The following is a 14,233-nucleotide window of genomic DNA, read 5'->3' on the forward strand; positions in this document are numbered from 1 at the left end:
CGCCTACTCCTGCGGCAGGGGCCGGCCGTCCCGCGTCGTCCGGACACCCCGCGTGTCCCTCGCGACCCTCGCGATCGTGATCAGCCGGTCCGTCAACTGCAGTGCGCCGACGTCCGGATCGTCGTAGCCGAGCACGCGATGTCCCCGTACGACGCTCACCACCAGGTCGACGGTCTCCCGGACGCCCTGGCCCACCTCGGCCTTCATGACGGGCCGCTCGACGATGTCGAGCCCGCTGCCCTGATGGATCAGATCCTCCATCACCCTGCCCGCGGCGGGGCTGAGCACGGAGAGCCCGAGCAGCCGGCCGGCCGCGCTGGCGCTGGTGATGACCGCGTCGGCACCGGACTGCCGGAGCAGCGGGGCGTTCTCCTCCTCGCGGACGGCGGCGACGGTCTTCGCCTCGCGATTGAGCTGCCGGGCCGTCAGGATGACCAGGACCGCGGTGTCGTCCCGTTGGGTGGCGACGATGATCTGCCGCGCCTTGTGCACCTCGGCGCGCATCAGCACCTCGCTGCGCGTGGCGTCCCCGATCACACCCGCGTACCCCTCGGCCGTCGCCGCGTCGACCGCCCGGGAGCTCGGGTCGACGACGACGACCTGCTCCTTCTTGAGCCCGGTCGCACGGAGGGCCTCGACGGCCGACCGCCCCTTCGTTCCGAAGCCGACAACGACGGTGTGATCCCTCAAGGCCGCCTCCAGCGTTTTCTCGAAAATACCCGACACCTCACGTCGGTACGGGGTACCTGAAGCGTCCCGGCTTCAGGACCGGGGAAATCGCCGACCTCAAATCCGACTCAGAAAATCACCGGAATCCCCTCTACCGCCATGCCCACGACATACGGTCGCCACCGGAAGAGCCTCAGCGAACACGAGACCCGTCCGAAGCGCACCGTCGTGAGTCACTCCCCTCTCAAGGCTGGCTGGTACCCATGGGAAAGCTGAAGATTTCCGCGGCAACCACGGCAACCGCGTTATTGGCGGCGGTCATGGCACTCTCCGGCTGCACCGGCGGCCAGGACGACGCCGCGCCCCGTTCCCGTACACCGACGCCCCGTAGTACGTCCTCGCCCGCGCCGGCCCGTGCGGAGCACGTTCCCGGAGAGAGCGTGACGAAGGCTCCGGCCCTCGTGGAGGGGAAGGTGAAAGCACAGGCCGCGAATGCCCAGGGCGACCGGGAACTGGAGATCCGCGGCGGAATCAAGGCCGGACCTCTTTCGATTCTCGTCAATTGCCAGGGCAAGGGAACACTGAAAGTCTCCGTCCAACCACTCGGTCTCAGTTTTCCGCTCACGTGCGTGGACGGAGAGGTAAGCAGCACGCTCAACAAAATCGACCTGAAGCGTTCTCGCGGATACGGCACGGTGAACGTGACCGCTCCGTCCCGCGTTCGGTGGGCGGTCACCGTCGGACAATAGACAGGAGACCGGCACGGTCTGCGCGGCGCGTTCCCGAGGACTCCGGGAATTCACCGCTCCCGCGTCGGGCATGCCGACGGTCGGCTCCCTGCGCCACCGACAGCACTTGATCCGCCATCATGGTGCCGACTCGATGGATCACCGTCGCAGGGGACAAACGTTGAACGACGAGAAGCAACCGCGCTCCAAGACCGGGAAGTTCTCGATTCTCCGGTCTCTCTGGTACCGGTCACGGGCCGAGGCCCTGGACGACGCCGAGGCCGGACGTTCCATCACGATGCCCGTCGTGAGCAGCGTGCCGCCGCTCCAACAGGTTCTACGGCGCTTGGCCATGGCCCTGGTGGTCCTGCTCGTCACGACGCTTCTGGTCTGGTTCGACCGTGCCGGCTACAACGACAACGCCGACGGCAGCGTCGACTTCCTCGATGCCGCCTACTACGCGACCGTCACCCTCTCCACCACCGGATACGGGGACATCACCCCGGTCAGCGACACGGCCCGGCTCATCAACATCTTCGTCATCACACCGCTGCGCGTCCTCTTCCTGATCATCCTGGTCGGAACGACGCTCGAAGTGCTCACCGAGCGCACCCGCCAACAGGTGCGCGTCCATCGCTGGCGTTCCCGCATGCGCGATCACGTGGTCGTCGTCGGCTACGGCACCAAGGGCCGGCAGGCCATCGAGACGCTTCTGGGACAGGGCATCCGCAAGGACAGGATCGTTGTCGTCGACCCGGAGCGGAAGGCGGTGGAGGCCGCGGGAGGCGACGGTCTGGTGTCCGTGCTCGGAGATGCCACCCGCTCGGACACCCTCCGAAAGGCCGAGCTGCAAAGTGCCGCGCAGGTGATCGTCGCCCCGCAGCGCGACGACACCGCCGCGTTGGTCACCCTCACCGCACGTCAGCTCAACAAGCGCGCGACCATCGTCGCCGCGGTGCGGGAGGACGAGAACGTTCCGCTGCTGAAGCAGAGCGGCGCCGACACCGTCGTCACCAGTTCCAGTTCCGCGGGGCGCCTCCTCGGTGTGTGCATGGCCAACCCCCATGTCGCGGACGCTCTGGAGAATCTGATGACCTACGGGAGCGGACTCGACCTCGTGGAGCGTCCCGTGACAGTGGACGAGGTCGGTCGGTCACCCCGGGAATGCACGGATCTGGTCGTGGCCGTCGTGCGCCGAAAGACCGTCTTCGACTACACCGAGCCACAGGCCGCCAGTCTCCAGGCCGGAGACCGTGTGATCTCGATCAGACAGGCGGCGCCCGCTCGTTGAGCAGGCCGCACCGTTCCCGTCCGAGCCACTGGGTGACATCGCCGCGGATCGCGGACCGCGGAGGAGCCGAGAGGAGCGCCGAGGAGCGCTGCGAACCGCCGCGGACCACCGCGGACCACCGCGGACCGCACCGAGCGTCCTCGGCGGTTTCACGTGAAACACTCCCCGTTCGGTCTCGTGCCGCTCCCGCCCTTGACCGGCTCAGACGAAGCAGGCGTCGATCCCCGCGCTGGCCCACGGCAGATCGATGAGGTCCAGCTCCTGCCCGGCCCTCGCGCCACCGGGCGGTACGACCGCGAGCGCGTCCGAGGCGGCGATGCCCCGCAACATCGCCGGGCCGTTGTAGTGCAGCGGCGCGGCACGGTCGCCGCGCAGCGAGACGGGGACGATCCGGGTGTCGTACGGGTGCCCCTGCACGGCGTCCCTGAGGGGCAGCGTGTACATCTCCGGAGCCGCCCGTCCGGCCAGCGTGCGCAGAAGTGGCTCAGCGAGCGTGAGCAGTCCGGAGACAGCGGCCAGGGGGTTGCCGGGCAGACCGACGAGGTGTTGGTTCTCCTGGGTGCGGGCCAGCAGCATCGGGTGTCCCGGCCGCACTTTGACGCCGTCCACCAGGAGTTCGGCGCCGAGTCGGCGCAGCGTGGGGTGGACATGATCGACCGGGCCCCCCGCGGTACCGCCGGTGGTGACGATCAGGTCGGCCCGGGAACCGGTGATCGCCTTGTGCAGCGCCTTGGCGTCGTCGCCGAGTCGGCGCACCGCGATGACCTCGGCACCGAGCGACCGCAGCCACGACGGCAGCATGGGGCCGAGCGCGTCCCGGATGAAGCCCTCCCGGGGCAGCCCCTCGGTGAGCAACTCGTCGCCGAGTACCAGAACTTCGGCGCGCGGGCGGGGGACGACCGTGAGCGTGTCGTACCCGGCGGCCGCCGCGAGGCCCAGCACGGCGGGCGTGACCAGCGCTCCGAGGGGCAGCAACTGGTCGCCGCTGCGGCACTCCTGGCCACGCGGGCGGATGTCCTGCCCGTGCGCGACGACCAGGGTCCCCCTCGACCGGGTGGAGCCGGGGGCTTGCGCCCCGCCCGCGTGCAGCCGCCCCTTGTCGTCGAGGCGGCCGTGCTCACTGCGCAGGACAGCGGTCGCGTCCCGGGGAACACGCGCTCCGGTGGCGATCCGGACCGCTTCGCCGTCGGCGAGCCGTTCCGGCTCGGCGTGTCCGGCGAGCACGCCGTCCTCCCGCACCTCCCAGGGCCCGGGTCCGGCGACCGCCCAGCCGTCCATGGCGGAGGTGTCGAAGGAGGGAAGGTCCGTGAGCGCGGTCAGAGGAGCGGCGAGGACAAGGCCGAGCGAGGCGTCGAGGGAGACCGATACGGGGCTGCGGCGGGGCACGGAACGGGCGGCCCGCTCGGCGACGGCTCGGGCCTCGGCCCAGGGAACGGCCCGGTGATGGGCGTGCCCGCCCTTGCCTTCGCCCGGTGCGTCGGGTGCGGGGACCGCTGCCATGTCGGTTCCCGTAGGTCCGGGGACAGCGCCGTCCGCCCGGCCGGGCTCGCCGGGCGGACGGGCACCGACTCCCTTGACCAGGGCGAGCGCCTCCTCGACGTCGAAGTCGTCGGCGTCCTGGCTGTCCCGGGTGGAGCGGGCGGCGGTCATCCGGCGTCCGGCTCTGCGCCGGTGGCGGGCTCGGAAGCGGTTGCGGGCTCGGAAGCGGTTGCGGGCTCGGCACCTGGGGCAGGAGCGGTGGCGGGCGACGCGGTGTCGGCCGTCGTCCTCGGTTCGGCTTCGGCTTCGGCTTCGGCTTCGGGGGTGTCCTCGTCGGCCCAGCGGAGCGCGAGCGCCACCGCCTTGCGGGCAGCCTCGGCGACCGCCTCCGGGCCGCCGCCGGCCCGCCCGGCCGCGTAACCGACGAGGAACGTGGTCAGCGGGGCGGCCGGCCTGGCCACGCCGTGCGCGGCGTCGCGGGCCAGGTCGAGCAGAACGCCGGTGTCGACGTCCAGGTCGATGCCCAGCTCGTCCTTGACTGCGGAAATCCATTCATCCAGCACGTGCCCATGCTCCCTGATGCGTGCTCTAGCGGCGGCGATGTCGTCCCAGGTGTCGCAGTCGAAGGACGCCACGGGGTCGGTGATCCGAGTGAGGTCGAGGGCGGCGACGAGCCGTCGTAGCGGCAGCCCGCCGAGTTCCCCGTGCGCGGCGGCGAGCACGGCCAGCTCACGGCGCAGCGCGTCCGCGCGGTAGACCGCCACGAGAGGCTGATCCCGCCCGTCGGGGTCGGTGAGCAGAACACCGTCGACGCCGTCGGGGCTGGTGGCCGACCCGTCGGGGCTGCTGCCCGGCCCGTCGGGGCTGCTGACGAGCCCATCGGCATCCGGACGGACGCCTTCGTCGGCGGCCGGGGTCCTGTCGACGGCACCCGCGGGAACGGGCTCGGGCCCTAGGGTGCCACCCGGCCGAGCAGGCGCGGTCCCTTGAGTGCCGCCCGGCCGAGCGGGCACGGTCCCTTGAGTGCCACCCGTGCGAAGAGTCTCCAGCAGGCGCCGTACCGTCCCCTCGTCCAGGAACGGAAGGTCGGCCGAGAGCACGAGGACGTGAGGAGCCGCGGTGTGCCGCAGTCCGGCGTCCAGCGCGGCGAGCGGGCCCCCGCCCGGCGGGTTCTCACGGGCCCACTCCACGGGGCGTGCGGTGGGCCTGGGTTCGGCCACGACCACCGTGCGGGTGGCCCCGGCGCAGGCGGCCAGCACCCGATCCAGCAGCGCCCGGCCGCCCACCCGCACGCCGGGCTTGTCCGCACCGCCGAGCCGGCGGGCCGCACCGCCCGCGAGCACGACGGCGTCGTACCCGGCATCGGCATCGGCACCGGGGGTGCCCTGCGGGCCGGAGCTGCCCGATCGCCCGGTCGTGCCCTCGGGCTCGTACGCGGTCATGCCCCCGAGTATGGGCGCCCGAAGGATCAGCGCCACCCCCAGGGCACGGCCTGAGGACCGGGGGTGGCCGGACCGCCGGACCTACAGGGTTCGCAGCAGCACCGCCGGCTGCTCCACACAGTCCGCCACGTACCGGAGGAAACCACCCGCCGTACCGCCGTCGCAGACCCGGTGGTCGAAGGCGAGCGAGAGCTGGACGACCTGGCGCACCGCCAACTCGCCCTGGTGCACCCAGGGCTTGGGGATGATGCGGCCGACGCCGAGCATGGCCGCCTCGGGGTGGTTGATGATCGGCGTGGAACCGTCGACGCCGAACACCCCGTAGTTGTTCAGAGTGAAGGTGCCGCCCGTGAGGTCCCCGGGCGTCAGTGTCCCGGTCCGGGCCGCCTCGGTCAGCCGGCCGAACTCCGCGCTCAGCCCCTCGGCGTCCCGTGTGTGCGCGTCCCGTACGACGGGGACGACGAGGCCGCGCTCGGTCTGGGCCGCGAAGCCCAGGTGCACCTGGTCGAGCCGGACGATCTCGCGGGCCTCCAGGTCGACCGTCGAGTTGAGCTCGGGGAACCGGGCCAGCGCCGCGGTACAGATCCGGGCCAGCAGGGCGAGCAGGGAGATCTTCGGCCCGCCCGCCGCGTTCATCGCCCTGCGTGCCTGCATGAGCTCGGTCGCGTCGGCGTCCACCCAGCAGGTCGCGTCGGGAATCTCGCGCCGGCTGCGCGAGAGCTTGTCGGCGACGGCACCGCGGACACCCCGGAGCGGGACACGGACTCCCTGCGGGCCGGTCCCGCGGGAGACACCGGCCGCACCGGGCACGACCGACGCGATGTCCGCGTACGAGGTCGCCGCAGCCGGAGCGCGGTCGTACGAGGATGCCGCGGCGAGCGCGTCGGAGCCGGGACCGGCCGCCGGAACGGGATACGGCTCGGTGGTGACGGACGACCGCAGCCGGCCGGCCGCCGCGGCGCGCAGCGCGTACTCGACGTCGGCCCGCAGGATCAGCCCTTCGGGACCGGAGCCCTCCAGCTCCCGCAGATCCACGCCGTTCTCCCGGGCGAGCCGTCGCACGAGGGGCGAGATGACCGGTACGGGACCGTCACCTCGTCGCGTGGCGACGCCGTTCCGGGTGGTCCGCGCCAGGCCTGCCTCATCCTGCTGCGGGGCGCCGACGGGCTCGGGGCGACCGGAGTCGGGACCGTCCTGCTCGGGACGGCTGGGCTCGGGACGGCCTTGCTCGGGACGGACTGCCGAGGTGCCCGTGCCCGCCGGGGACGACGGTGTCCCCGCGGACGGGCCGGCCGTCCGTCGGCCACCGGCCATGACGCCACCGGAGGGGCGCACCCTCCGGCGCCGTGCCGGGGGAGCTCCCGTGCCGTAACCCACCAGCACGTTCCCGGAGCCCTCGTCGGCCCGGTCGTCCTGGTCGGTCCCGCTGTCCTCGGCCCCGGCCGGGGCGCCGACGGCGACGGTCAGCAGCGGCGCCCCCACGGGCAGTTCCGTGCCCTCCTCGCCGAAACGGGCGGTGACCACACCGCCGTAAGGGCAGGGGACCTCCACCATCGCCTTGGCCGTCTCGACCTCGACGACGAGCTGGTCGACGGCGACGACATCGCCGACCTCCACCAGCCAGCGGACGATCTCCGCCTCGGTGAGTCCCTCCCCGAGGTCGGGCAGCTTGAACTCCAGCACCTGTGCCATCAGCTCTGCGCCTCCCATTGCAGACGCCCGACGGCGTCCAGGATCCGGTCGACGCCGGGCAGGTGGTGCCGCTCCAGCATCGGCGGCGGATACGGGATGTCGAACCCGGCGACCCGCAGCACCGGCGCCTCCAGGTGGTGGAAGCAGCGCTCCGTGACGCGGGCCGCGATCTCTCCGCCCGGTCCGCCGAACCCGCCCGACTCGTGCACGACGACCGCTCGTCCGGTCCGCCGCACCGACGCCGCGACCGTCTCGTCGTCGAACGGCACCAGGGAGCGCAGGTCGACCACTTCGAGGTCCCAGCCCTCGGCCCGCGCCGCCTCGGCGGCTTCGAGGCAGACGGGCACGGACGGCCCGTACGTGATCAGCGTGGCGCTCCGGCCCGAGCGCCGCACCACCGCGCGGCCTATCGGCTCAACGGCCGGCGGCTCGTCCGGGTTCCAGGAATCCTTCGACCAGTACAGCCTCTTGGGCTCCAGGAAGACGACGGGGTCGTCGGAGGCGATGGCCTCGCGCAGCAGTCCGTAGGCGTCGGAGACGGTCGCGGGCATGACCACATGGAGGCCCGGGGTCGCCATGTAGTACGCCTCGGAGGAGTCGCTGTGGTGCTCGACGCCGCCGATGCCCCCGCCGTAGGGGACGCGGATCGTGATGGGCAGCGGCATGGCGCCCCGCGTGCGGTTGCGCATCTTCGCCACGTGCGAGATCAGTTGCTCGAACGCCGGGTAGGCAAACGCGTCGAACTGCATCTCCACGACCGGCCGCAGACCGTACATGGCCATGCCGACCGCCGCGCCGAGGATGCCGGCCTCGGCGAGCGGGGTGTCCGTGCAGCGGTCGTCGCCGAACTCCTTGGCCAGCCCGTCGGTGACGCGGAAGACGCCGCCGAGGGTGCCGACGTCCTCGCCCATGACGTGGACGGCGGGGTCGGCGGCCATGGCGTCGCGCAGGGCGCGTCCGAGTGCCTGCGCCATGGTGGCCGGCTTGAGGGCAACGGTCGTCATCGCCCGGCTCCTTCCGGGCCGTGCGGGCCCGCTCCGAGCGAGCCGTCCGCCTCGGCGTCCAGCTCCGCTCTCAACTGGCTCTCCTGCTCAAGCAGTTGAGGAGTGGGTCGGGCATATACATGGGCGAACAGATCCATGGGGTCGAGCACCGGGTCCTGGTTCATGCGCTCGCGCAGGTCCGCGGCCATCGCCTCGGCGTCGTCGCGCACCGCCTGAAGGGCGGCCTCGTCGAGCAGACCGCGCTCGGTCAGCTCGCGCTCCACCAGCGTGACGGGGTCGTGCCCGCGCCAGGTCTCGACCTCGGAGTCGCCGCGGTAGCGGGTGGCGTCGTCGGCGTTGGTGTGGGCGTCGATGCGGTAGGTCACGGCCTCGACGAGGGTGGGACCGCCGCCCGCGCGCGCGTGGGCGATGGCCTCGCTCAGAACCTGGTGCACGGCGACCGCGTCGTTCCCGTCGACCAGGCGGCCCGGCATCCCGTAACCGACGGCCTTGTGGGCCAGTGACGGGGCGGCGGTCTGCTTGGCGAGCGGGACGGAGATGGCGAATCCGTTGTTCTGTACGAGGAAGACGACCGGCGCCCGCCACACGGCGGCGAAGTTCAGCGCTTCGTGGAAGTCGCCCTCACTGGTGCCGCCGTCGCCGACCAGGGCGAGCGCGACCACGTCGTCGCCCTTGAGGCGGGCGGCGTGCGCGAGGCCCACGGCATGCGGGAGCTGGGTCGCGAGGGGGGTGCTCAGGGGCGCGACGCGGTGCTCGTGCGGGTCGTAGCCGGTGTGCCAGTCGCCGCGCAGAAGAGTGAGTGCCTGGACGGGGTCGAGACCCCGGGCGACGGCGGCGAGGGTGTCCCGGTAGCTGGGGAAGAGCCAGTCGCGCTCCTCCAGTACGAGCGCGGCGGCGACCTCGCAGGCCTCCTGCCCCGTGCTGGACGGGTAAACGGCGAGACGGCCCTGCTTGGTGAGGGCGGTGGCCTGGACGTTGTAGCGGCGGCCACGCACCAGCTCCGTGTGCAGACGGCGCAGCAGGGCCGGATCGACCTGCGCGGCCGCGTCGGTGCCGAGCACGCGGTGGGGCAGCGCGTCGGGCAGCAGCGGCGCGGGGTCGGTGCGGGGCTGCCAGGCGGGCGGCGGCGTGGGCCGGTAGGCCCCTCGCTGCTCCATGACCGTCATGACGGCACCTCCTCGTGGGAGCGGCTTCAGACGCGTCACGGGTGTGACGCGCCTCACCTACCGATTGTTCGGTCGTCGGCACATTTTGGCTACAGGCGCCGCCAGGCTGTGGACAAACGGTTCTCCACAGCCTGAGATGGATGCAGTACGTCCATGGTAGGGAGGCGGGGGGACATGGCACCTGAACAAATGGCCGAGCCGCCGGAGGCCGGACCCGTCGCGCCGCCCGCCCGTCCGCTCGACGCGATCGACCAGGACATCCTTCACATGCTCCAGGCGGACGGCCGCGCCTCCATACGTTCCGTGGCCGAACGGGTCCATGTGTCGCGGGCCAACGCCTACGCGCGGATCAACCGCCTCATCGAGGACGGCGTGATCCGCGGCTTCGGGGCACGCGTCGACCACGAACGCGCAGGGCAGGGCACATCGGCGTACATCACCCTCAAGATCGTGCAGAACTCCTGGCGCACGGTGCGGGAGCGGCTGAGGGTGCTCCCCGGGGCCTCGCACATCGCCCTGGTGGGCGGTGACTTCGACGTGCTCCTCCTGGTGCACACGCCGGACAACCGGGCGCTGCGCGAACTGGTCCTCACCCGCCTCCAGTCCATCCCGGAGGTGCTCAGCAGCCGGACGCTGCTCGTCTTCGAGGAGGAGGACCTGGAGCCGGAGGGCTGAAACGCCGGGCGCCGGCGCCTCACGGCCCGCGCGACCCCGGCCCCTGCCCACTGCCTGTCGGCGGGCCTCACGGCTCCTGGCGGAGCGCGGCACCGCGGGGCCCGTGTGGTGCCTCACTACTCCTGGCGGAGCCCTCCGAAGACCAGCACCACCACGGCGTCGGCCACTTCGCGCGCGCCCATGCCCCGCGCGTCGGGGCGGTACCACTCCACGAGTGAGTTGATCATTCCGAAGACCAGCCGGGTGGCGAGCCGGACCTCCACGTCGCCGCGCACGTCCCCGTCCGCGGCCGCGGCCTTCAGGAGTTCGGCGACCCGGTGGTCGAAGTCGCGGCGCCGCTCCAGCGCCCACCGCTCGGTGCCCGTGTTGCCGCGCACCCTGAGCAGCAGCGTCACGTAGGGCAGCTCCGAGGTGAGCACCTCGACCATGCGCCGTACGACGTACTCCAGGCGCTCCACGGCGCGCCCCACGCGCGCGTGCTCCTCGTCGAGGATCTCGAAGAGGCCGTCCAGCGCCCGGCTCACCGCGCGCCGCAGCAGCTCCTCCTTGCCCGCGACGTGGTGGTAGATCGACGACTTGGAGATGCCGGCCGCCTTGGAGAGGTGCTCCATGGAGGTGCCGTCGTAGCCGCGTTCGTTGAAGACCTGGACGGCGACGGAGAGCAGCGTCTCGGGGGTGTACGTGTCCCGCTTGGCGGTGGTCACTGGGTGCCCTCCCGCTTCTCGTTGGCGTACGCGTGGCGGTAGAGCGCCAGGGACGGGGCGTAGCGCCCGGAAGGATCGCGGACGTGCAGTTCGTCCAGGACGTCGTACGACCAGTTCGTGCCGAGCCTGCGGCTCCACTCGAAGGGGCCCAGCGGGTAATTGACACCGAGGCGCATCGCGGTGTCGATGTCCTCCTCGGTGGCCACGCCCTTGGCGACCGCGTCGTGCGCGAGGTCGACTATCCGGGCCACCGTGCGGGCGACGATCATGCCGGGGCAGTCCCCGATGACACTGACGTCCTTGCCCAGCGCCTGGAAGAGGCCGATGGCCTCGGAGAGCGTCTGGGGAGCGGTGTCCTGGGACGCCGACAGGGCGATCCGGGTGGCCTTGCGGTAGTCGAGGGCGAGGTCGAAGTAGACGACGTCGCGGAACTCGACCGAGGTCTGGCCGTCGGCGAGGACCAGTTGGCCGCCGCTCGGCAGGACCAGGCGGGTGCCGTGGTCCTCCTCGTCCTCCCGGACCTGGATGCCCGCTTCGCGGATCAGGCCGAGGACATCGGCGGCGGGGCCCAGGTCGCCCTCGGCGACGACGTAGGCGGGCGGCTGCGCCTTCTCCGCGGTGTGCGGCTCGGACCGCTCGGCGTCGTCCCCGTAGTCGTACCAGCCGTGTCCGGTCTTGCGGCCCAGGCGGCCCGACTCGACGAGCCGTCGCTGGGCGAGGGAGGGCGTGAACCGCACGTCCTGGAAGAAGGACTGCCACACGGAGTGCGTGACGGACTCGTTGACGTCCTGCCCGATCAGGTCGGTGAGCTCGAAGGCGCCCATCCGGAACCCGCCGGACTCGCGCAGGACCGCGTCGATGGTGGCGGGGTCGGCGGCCTGGGACTCGTGGACCGCGAAGGCCTCCGCGTAGAAGGGCCGCGCGATGCGGTTGACGATGAAGCCGGGTGTGTCCGCGCAGGCGACGGGCGTCTTCCCCCAGGCGCGGGCCGTCTCGTACGCGCGCGTGGCCGAGGTGACGTCGGTCGCGAACCCGGAGACGACCTCCACCAGGGGCAGCAGGGGCGCCGGGTTGAAGAAGTGCAGTCCGACCAGGCGGCCCGGGTTGCGCAGCGCGCCGCCGATGGCCGTGACGGACAGCGAGGAGGTGTTGGTGGCGAGCAGGCAGTCGTCCCCGACGATGTCTTCGAGGTCACTGAACAGCCGCTGCTTGGCGTCGAGCTGTTCGAGCACCGCCTCGACGACGAGCACGCAGTCCGCGAGGTCGGTGAGGCTCTCGGCCGGTTGGAGCCGGGCCCGCGCGGCGTCCCGGTCGGCGCCGGTGAGCCGGTCCTTCGCGACGAGCCGGTCGAGACGGGCGCCGATCGCTTCGGCGGCCGCCGCGGCACGCCCGGGAGCCATGTCGTAGAGCCGCACGGGGTGGCCCGCCACCAGCGCGACCTGGGCGATGCCCTGGCCCATGGTGCCGGTGCCGACGACTGCCACGGGGCTGCTGAGGTCGAGTGCTGTCATGTGCGCGATCCTCCCGCACGCCGTTTTCCACAGATGCGGCGGACCCCCTTGTCCCGACCGATCGTTCGGTTACTCTAACCCTGACTGTCCATTCCTGCCCAGCTCGCGAGCTCGACGAGGAGCTCTAGAGACGAGGAGTTGGTCCTTGATGGCCGCCGAACCCACCGCGCACCAGCTGATCGCCCAGCACCGCCCCACGCTCGATCAGGCACTGGAAGCGATCCGCACGCGCGCGTATTGGTCCCCGCACCCCGAGCATCCCAAGGCGTACGGCGAGCACGGCAGCCTCGGCATGGCCGAGGGCAAGGCGGCCTTCGACGCCCTCCTGGGCACGCGCCTCGACCTGGGTCAGCCCGGCACGGACGACTGGGTCGGCGGCGAGGTGTCGCCGTACGGCATCGAGCTGGGCGTCACGTACCCGCACGCGGACATCGACACCCTGCTGCCCGCCATGCGCGCGGGGCAGCGCGCATGGCGCGACGCGGGCGCGGAGATCCGCGCCGTGGTCTGCCTGGAGATCCTGAAGCGGATCAGCGACCGCACGCACGAGTTCGCGCACGCGGTCATGCACACCAGCGGCCAGGCCTTCATGATGGCGTTCCAGGCGGGCGGCCCGCACGCGCAGGACCGCGGCCTGGAAGCGGTGGCGTACGCGTACGTGGAGCAGGTCCGCACCCCCGACACCGCGGAGTGGAGCAAGCCCCAGGGCAAGCGCGACCCGCTCGCGCTGACCAAGCAGTTCACGCCCGTCCCGCGCGGCATCGCGCTGATGATCGGCTGCAACACCTTCCCGACGTGGAACGGCTATCCGGGCCTGTTCGCCTCCCTGGCCACAGGCAACGCGGTCCTGGTGAAGCCCCACCCGCGCGCGGTGTTCCCGCTCGCGCTGACCGTGCAGGTCGCGCGCGAGGTGCTCACCGAGGCCGGCTTCGACCCGAACCTGGTGGCGCTGGCCGCCGAGCGTCCCGGCGAGGGCATCGCGAAGACGCTGGCCACCCGCCCCGAGATCCGGATCATCGACTACACCGGCTCCACCGCCTTCGGCGACTGGCTGGAGACCAACGCCCGCCAGGCGCAGGTCTACACGGAGAAGGCCGGCGTCAACACGGTGATCGTGGAGTCGACCGACGACTACAAGGGGATGCTGTCCAACCTGGCGTTCTCCCTGTCGCTGTACAGCGGCCAGATGTGCACCACCCCGCAGAACCTGCTGATCCCCCGCGACGGCATCCGTACGGACGAGGGCGAGAAGTCCTACGACGAGGTGGTCGCCGACCTCGCCAAGTCGGTCGGCGGACTCCTCGGCGACGACGCCCGGGCGAACGCGCTGCTCGGTGCCATCGTGAACCCGGACGTGAAGGCCCGTCTGGAGGCCGCCGCCGGACTCGGCGAAGTCGCCCTGCCCTCGCGGCAGATCGACAACCCTGAGTTCCCGGGCGCCGTCGTGCGCTCGCCCGTCATCGTGAAGCTCGACGGCGCGCGCAAGTCCTGGGAGACCGCCGAGGGCGCCGACGAGGAGGCCGCCTACATGAGCGAGTGCTTCGGGCCGGTCTCCTTCGCCGTCGCGGTCGACTCGGCGGCGGACGCCGTGGAGCTGCTGCGGCGCACCGTCCGGGACAAGGGCGCGATGACCGTCGGCGCGTACACCACCGACGAGGCGTTCGAGAGCGAGGTGCGGGAGGCCTGCCTGGAGGAGTGCGCCCAGCTCTCCCTGAACCTCACGGGCGGGGTCTACGTCAACCAGACGGCCGCGTTCTCGGACTTCCACGGCTCGGGCGGCAACGGCGCGGCCAACGCGGCTCTGTGTGACGGAGCGTTCGTGGCGAACCGCTTCCGGGTGATCGAGATCCGCCGGGAGGCGTGAGACCGGGG

The 14,233-nt window shown here is 71.9% G+C and carries 11 protein-coding genes and 1 pseudogene; 4 read left to right on the plus strand and 8 right to left on the minus strand.

Features of this window, described 5'->3' with window-relative positions; translation table 11 throughout:
- Positions 1-3: 3 nt before the first annotated feature.
- Positions 4-696, minus strand: a pseudogene (locus tag OHT01_RS19875) (potassium channel family protein); the annotation flags it as partial.
- Between the two features lie 236 nt (positions 697-932).
- On the opposite strand from OHT01_RS19875, the gene OHT01_RS19880 reads away from it, so the two are divergent.
- Both OHT01_RS19880 and OHT01_RS19885 read left to right on the plus strand, forming a co-directional pair.
- Positions 933-1,418 (plus strand): hypothetical protein, encoded by a 486-nt coding sequence (locus tag OHT01_RS19880; protein ID WP_328554485.1) that lies wholly within the window; start codon positions 933-935, stop codon positions 1,416-1,418.
- 160 nt (positions 1,419-1,578) lie between these two features.
- A complete protein-coding gene (locus OHT01_RS19885; RefSeq protein WP_328554486.1) occupies positions 1,579-2,688 on the plus strand; it encodes a potassium channel family protein in 1,110 nt (369 codons plus the stop codon).
- Between the two features lie 201 nt (positions 2,689-2,889).
- Here the strand turns inward: OHT01_RS19885 and OHT01_RS19890 are convergent, their stop codons facing one another.
- The 5 genes from OHT01_RS19890 to pdhA form a co-directional block, all read right to left on the minus strand.
- Positions 2,890-4,338, minus strand: coding sequence for a molybdopterin molybdotransferase MoeA (locus OHT01_RS19890; RefSeq protein ID WP_328554487.1), 1,449 nt, complete (start codon positions 4,336-4,338; stop codon positions 2,890-2,892).
- A complete protein-coding gene (locus OHT01_RS19895; protein ID WP_328558179.1) occupies positions 4,335-5,510 on the minus strand; it encodes a DUF6457 domain-containing protein in 1,176 nt (391 codons plus the stop codon). The genes OHT01_RS19890 and OHT01_RS19895 overlap by 4 nt, the downstream gene beginning before the upstream one ends.
- 180 nt (positions 5,511-5,690) lie before the next feature.
- Positions 5,691-7,301, minus strand: a complete 1,611-nt coding sequence (locus OHT01_RS19900) for a dihydrolipoamide acetyltransferase family protein (RefSeq protein WP_328554488.1) — start codon at positions 7,299-7,301, stop codon at positions 5,691-5,693.
- Positions 7,301-8,305, minus strand: a complete 1,005-nt coding sequence (locus OHT01_RS19905; protein WP_328554489.1) for an alpha-ketoacid dehydrogenase subunit beta — start codon at positions 8,303-8,305, stop codon at positions 7,301-7,303. The genes OHT01_RS19900 and OHT01_RS19905 overlap by 1 nt, the downstream gene beginning before the upstream one ends.
- Positions 8,302-9,471 (minus strand): pyruvate dehydrogenase (acetyl-transferring) E1 component subunit alpha, encoded by a 1,170-nt coding sequence (gene pdhA / locus OHT01_RS19910; protein ID WP_328554490.1) that lies wholly within the window; start codon positions 9,469-9,471, stop codon positions 8,302-8,304. The genes OHT01_RS19905 and pdhA overlap by 4 nt, the downstream gene beginning before the upstream one ends.
- 174 nt (positions 9,472-9,645) lie before the next feature.
- On the opposite strand from pdhA, the gene OHT01_RS19915 reads away from it, so the two are divergent.
- The gene (locus OHT01_RS19915) at positions 9,646-10,146 is read left to right on the plus strand and encodes an Lrp/AsnC family transcriptional regulator (protein WP_328554491.1); all 501 of its coding nucleotides are present in this window, start codon (positions 9,646-9,648) and stop codon (positions 10,144-10,146) included.
- 116 nt (positions 10,147-10,262) lie between these two features.
- Here OHT01_RS19915 and OHT01_RS19920 read toward each other — a convergent pair whose 3' ends face one another.
- On the minus strand, positions 10,263-10,850 hold the full coding sequence (locus OHT01_RS19920) for a TetR/AcrR family transcriptional regulator (RefSeq protein ID WP_328554492.1): 588 nt from the start codon (positions 10,848-10,850) through the stop codon (positions 10,263-10,265).
- Positions 10,847-12,361, minus strand: coding sequence for a 3-hydroxyacyl-CoA dehydrogenase (locus OHT01_RS19925; RefSeq protein WP_328554493.1), 1,515 nt, complete (start codon positions 12,359-12,361; stop codon positions 10,847-10,849). The genes OHT01_RS19920 and OHT01_RS19925 overlap by 4 nt, the downstream gene beginning before the upstream one ends.
- 148 nt (positions 12,362-12,509) lie before the next feature.
- Here OHT01_RS19925 and paaN point away from each other — a divergent pair, with 148 nt between their 5' ends.
- Positions 12,510-14,225 carry a phenylacetic acid degradation protein PaaN gene (gene paaN / locus OHT01_RS19930; protein WP_328554494.1) on the plus strand — a complete coding sequence of 572 codons (1,716 nt, stop codon included), beginning with the start codon at positions 12,510-12,512 and terminating at the stop codon, positions 14,223-14,225.
- Positions 14,226-14,233: the final 8 nt, after the last annotated feature.

The organism is Streptomyces sp. NBC_00358, from assembly GCF_036099295.1.
GTDB lineage: Bacteria > Actinomycetota > Actinomycetes > Streptomycetales > Streptomycetaceae > Streptomyces.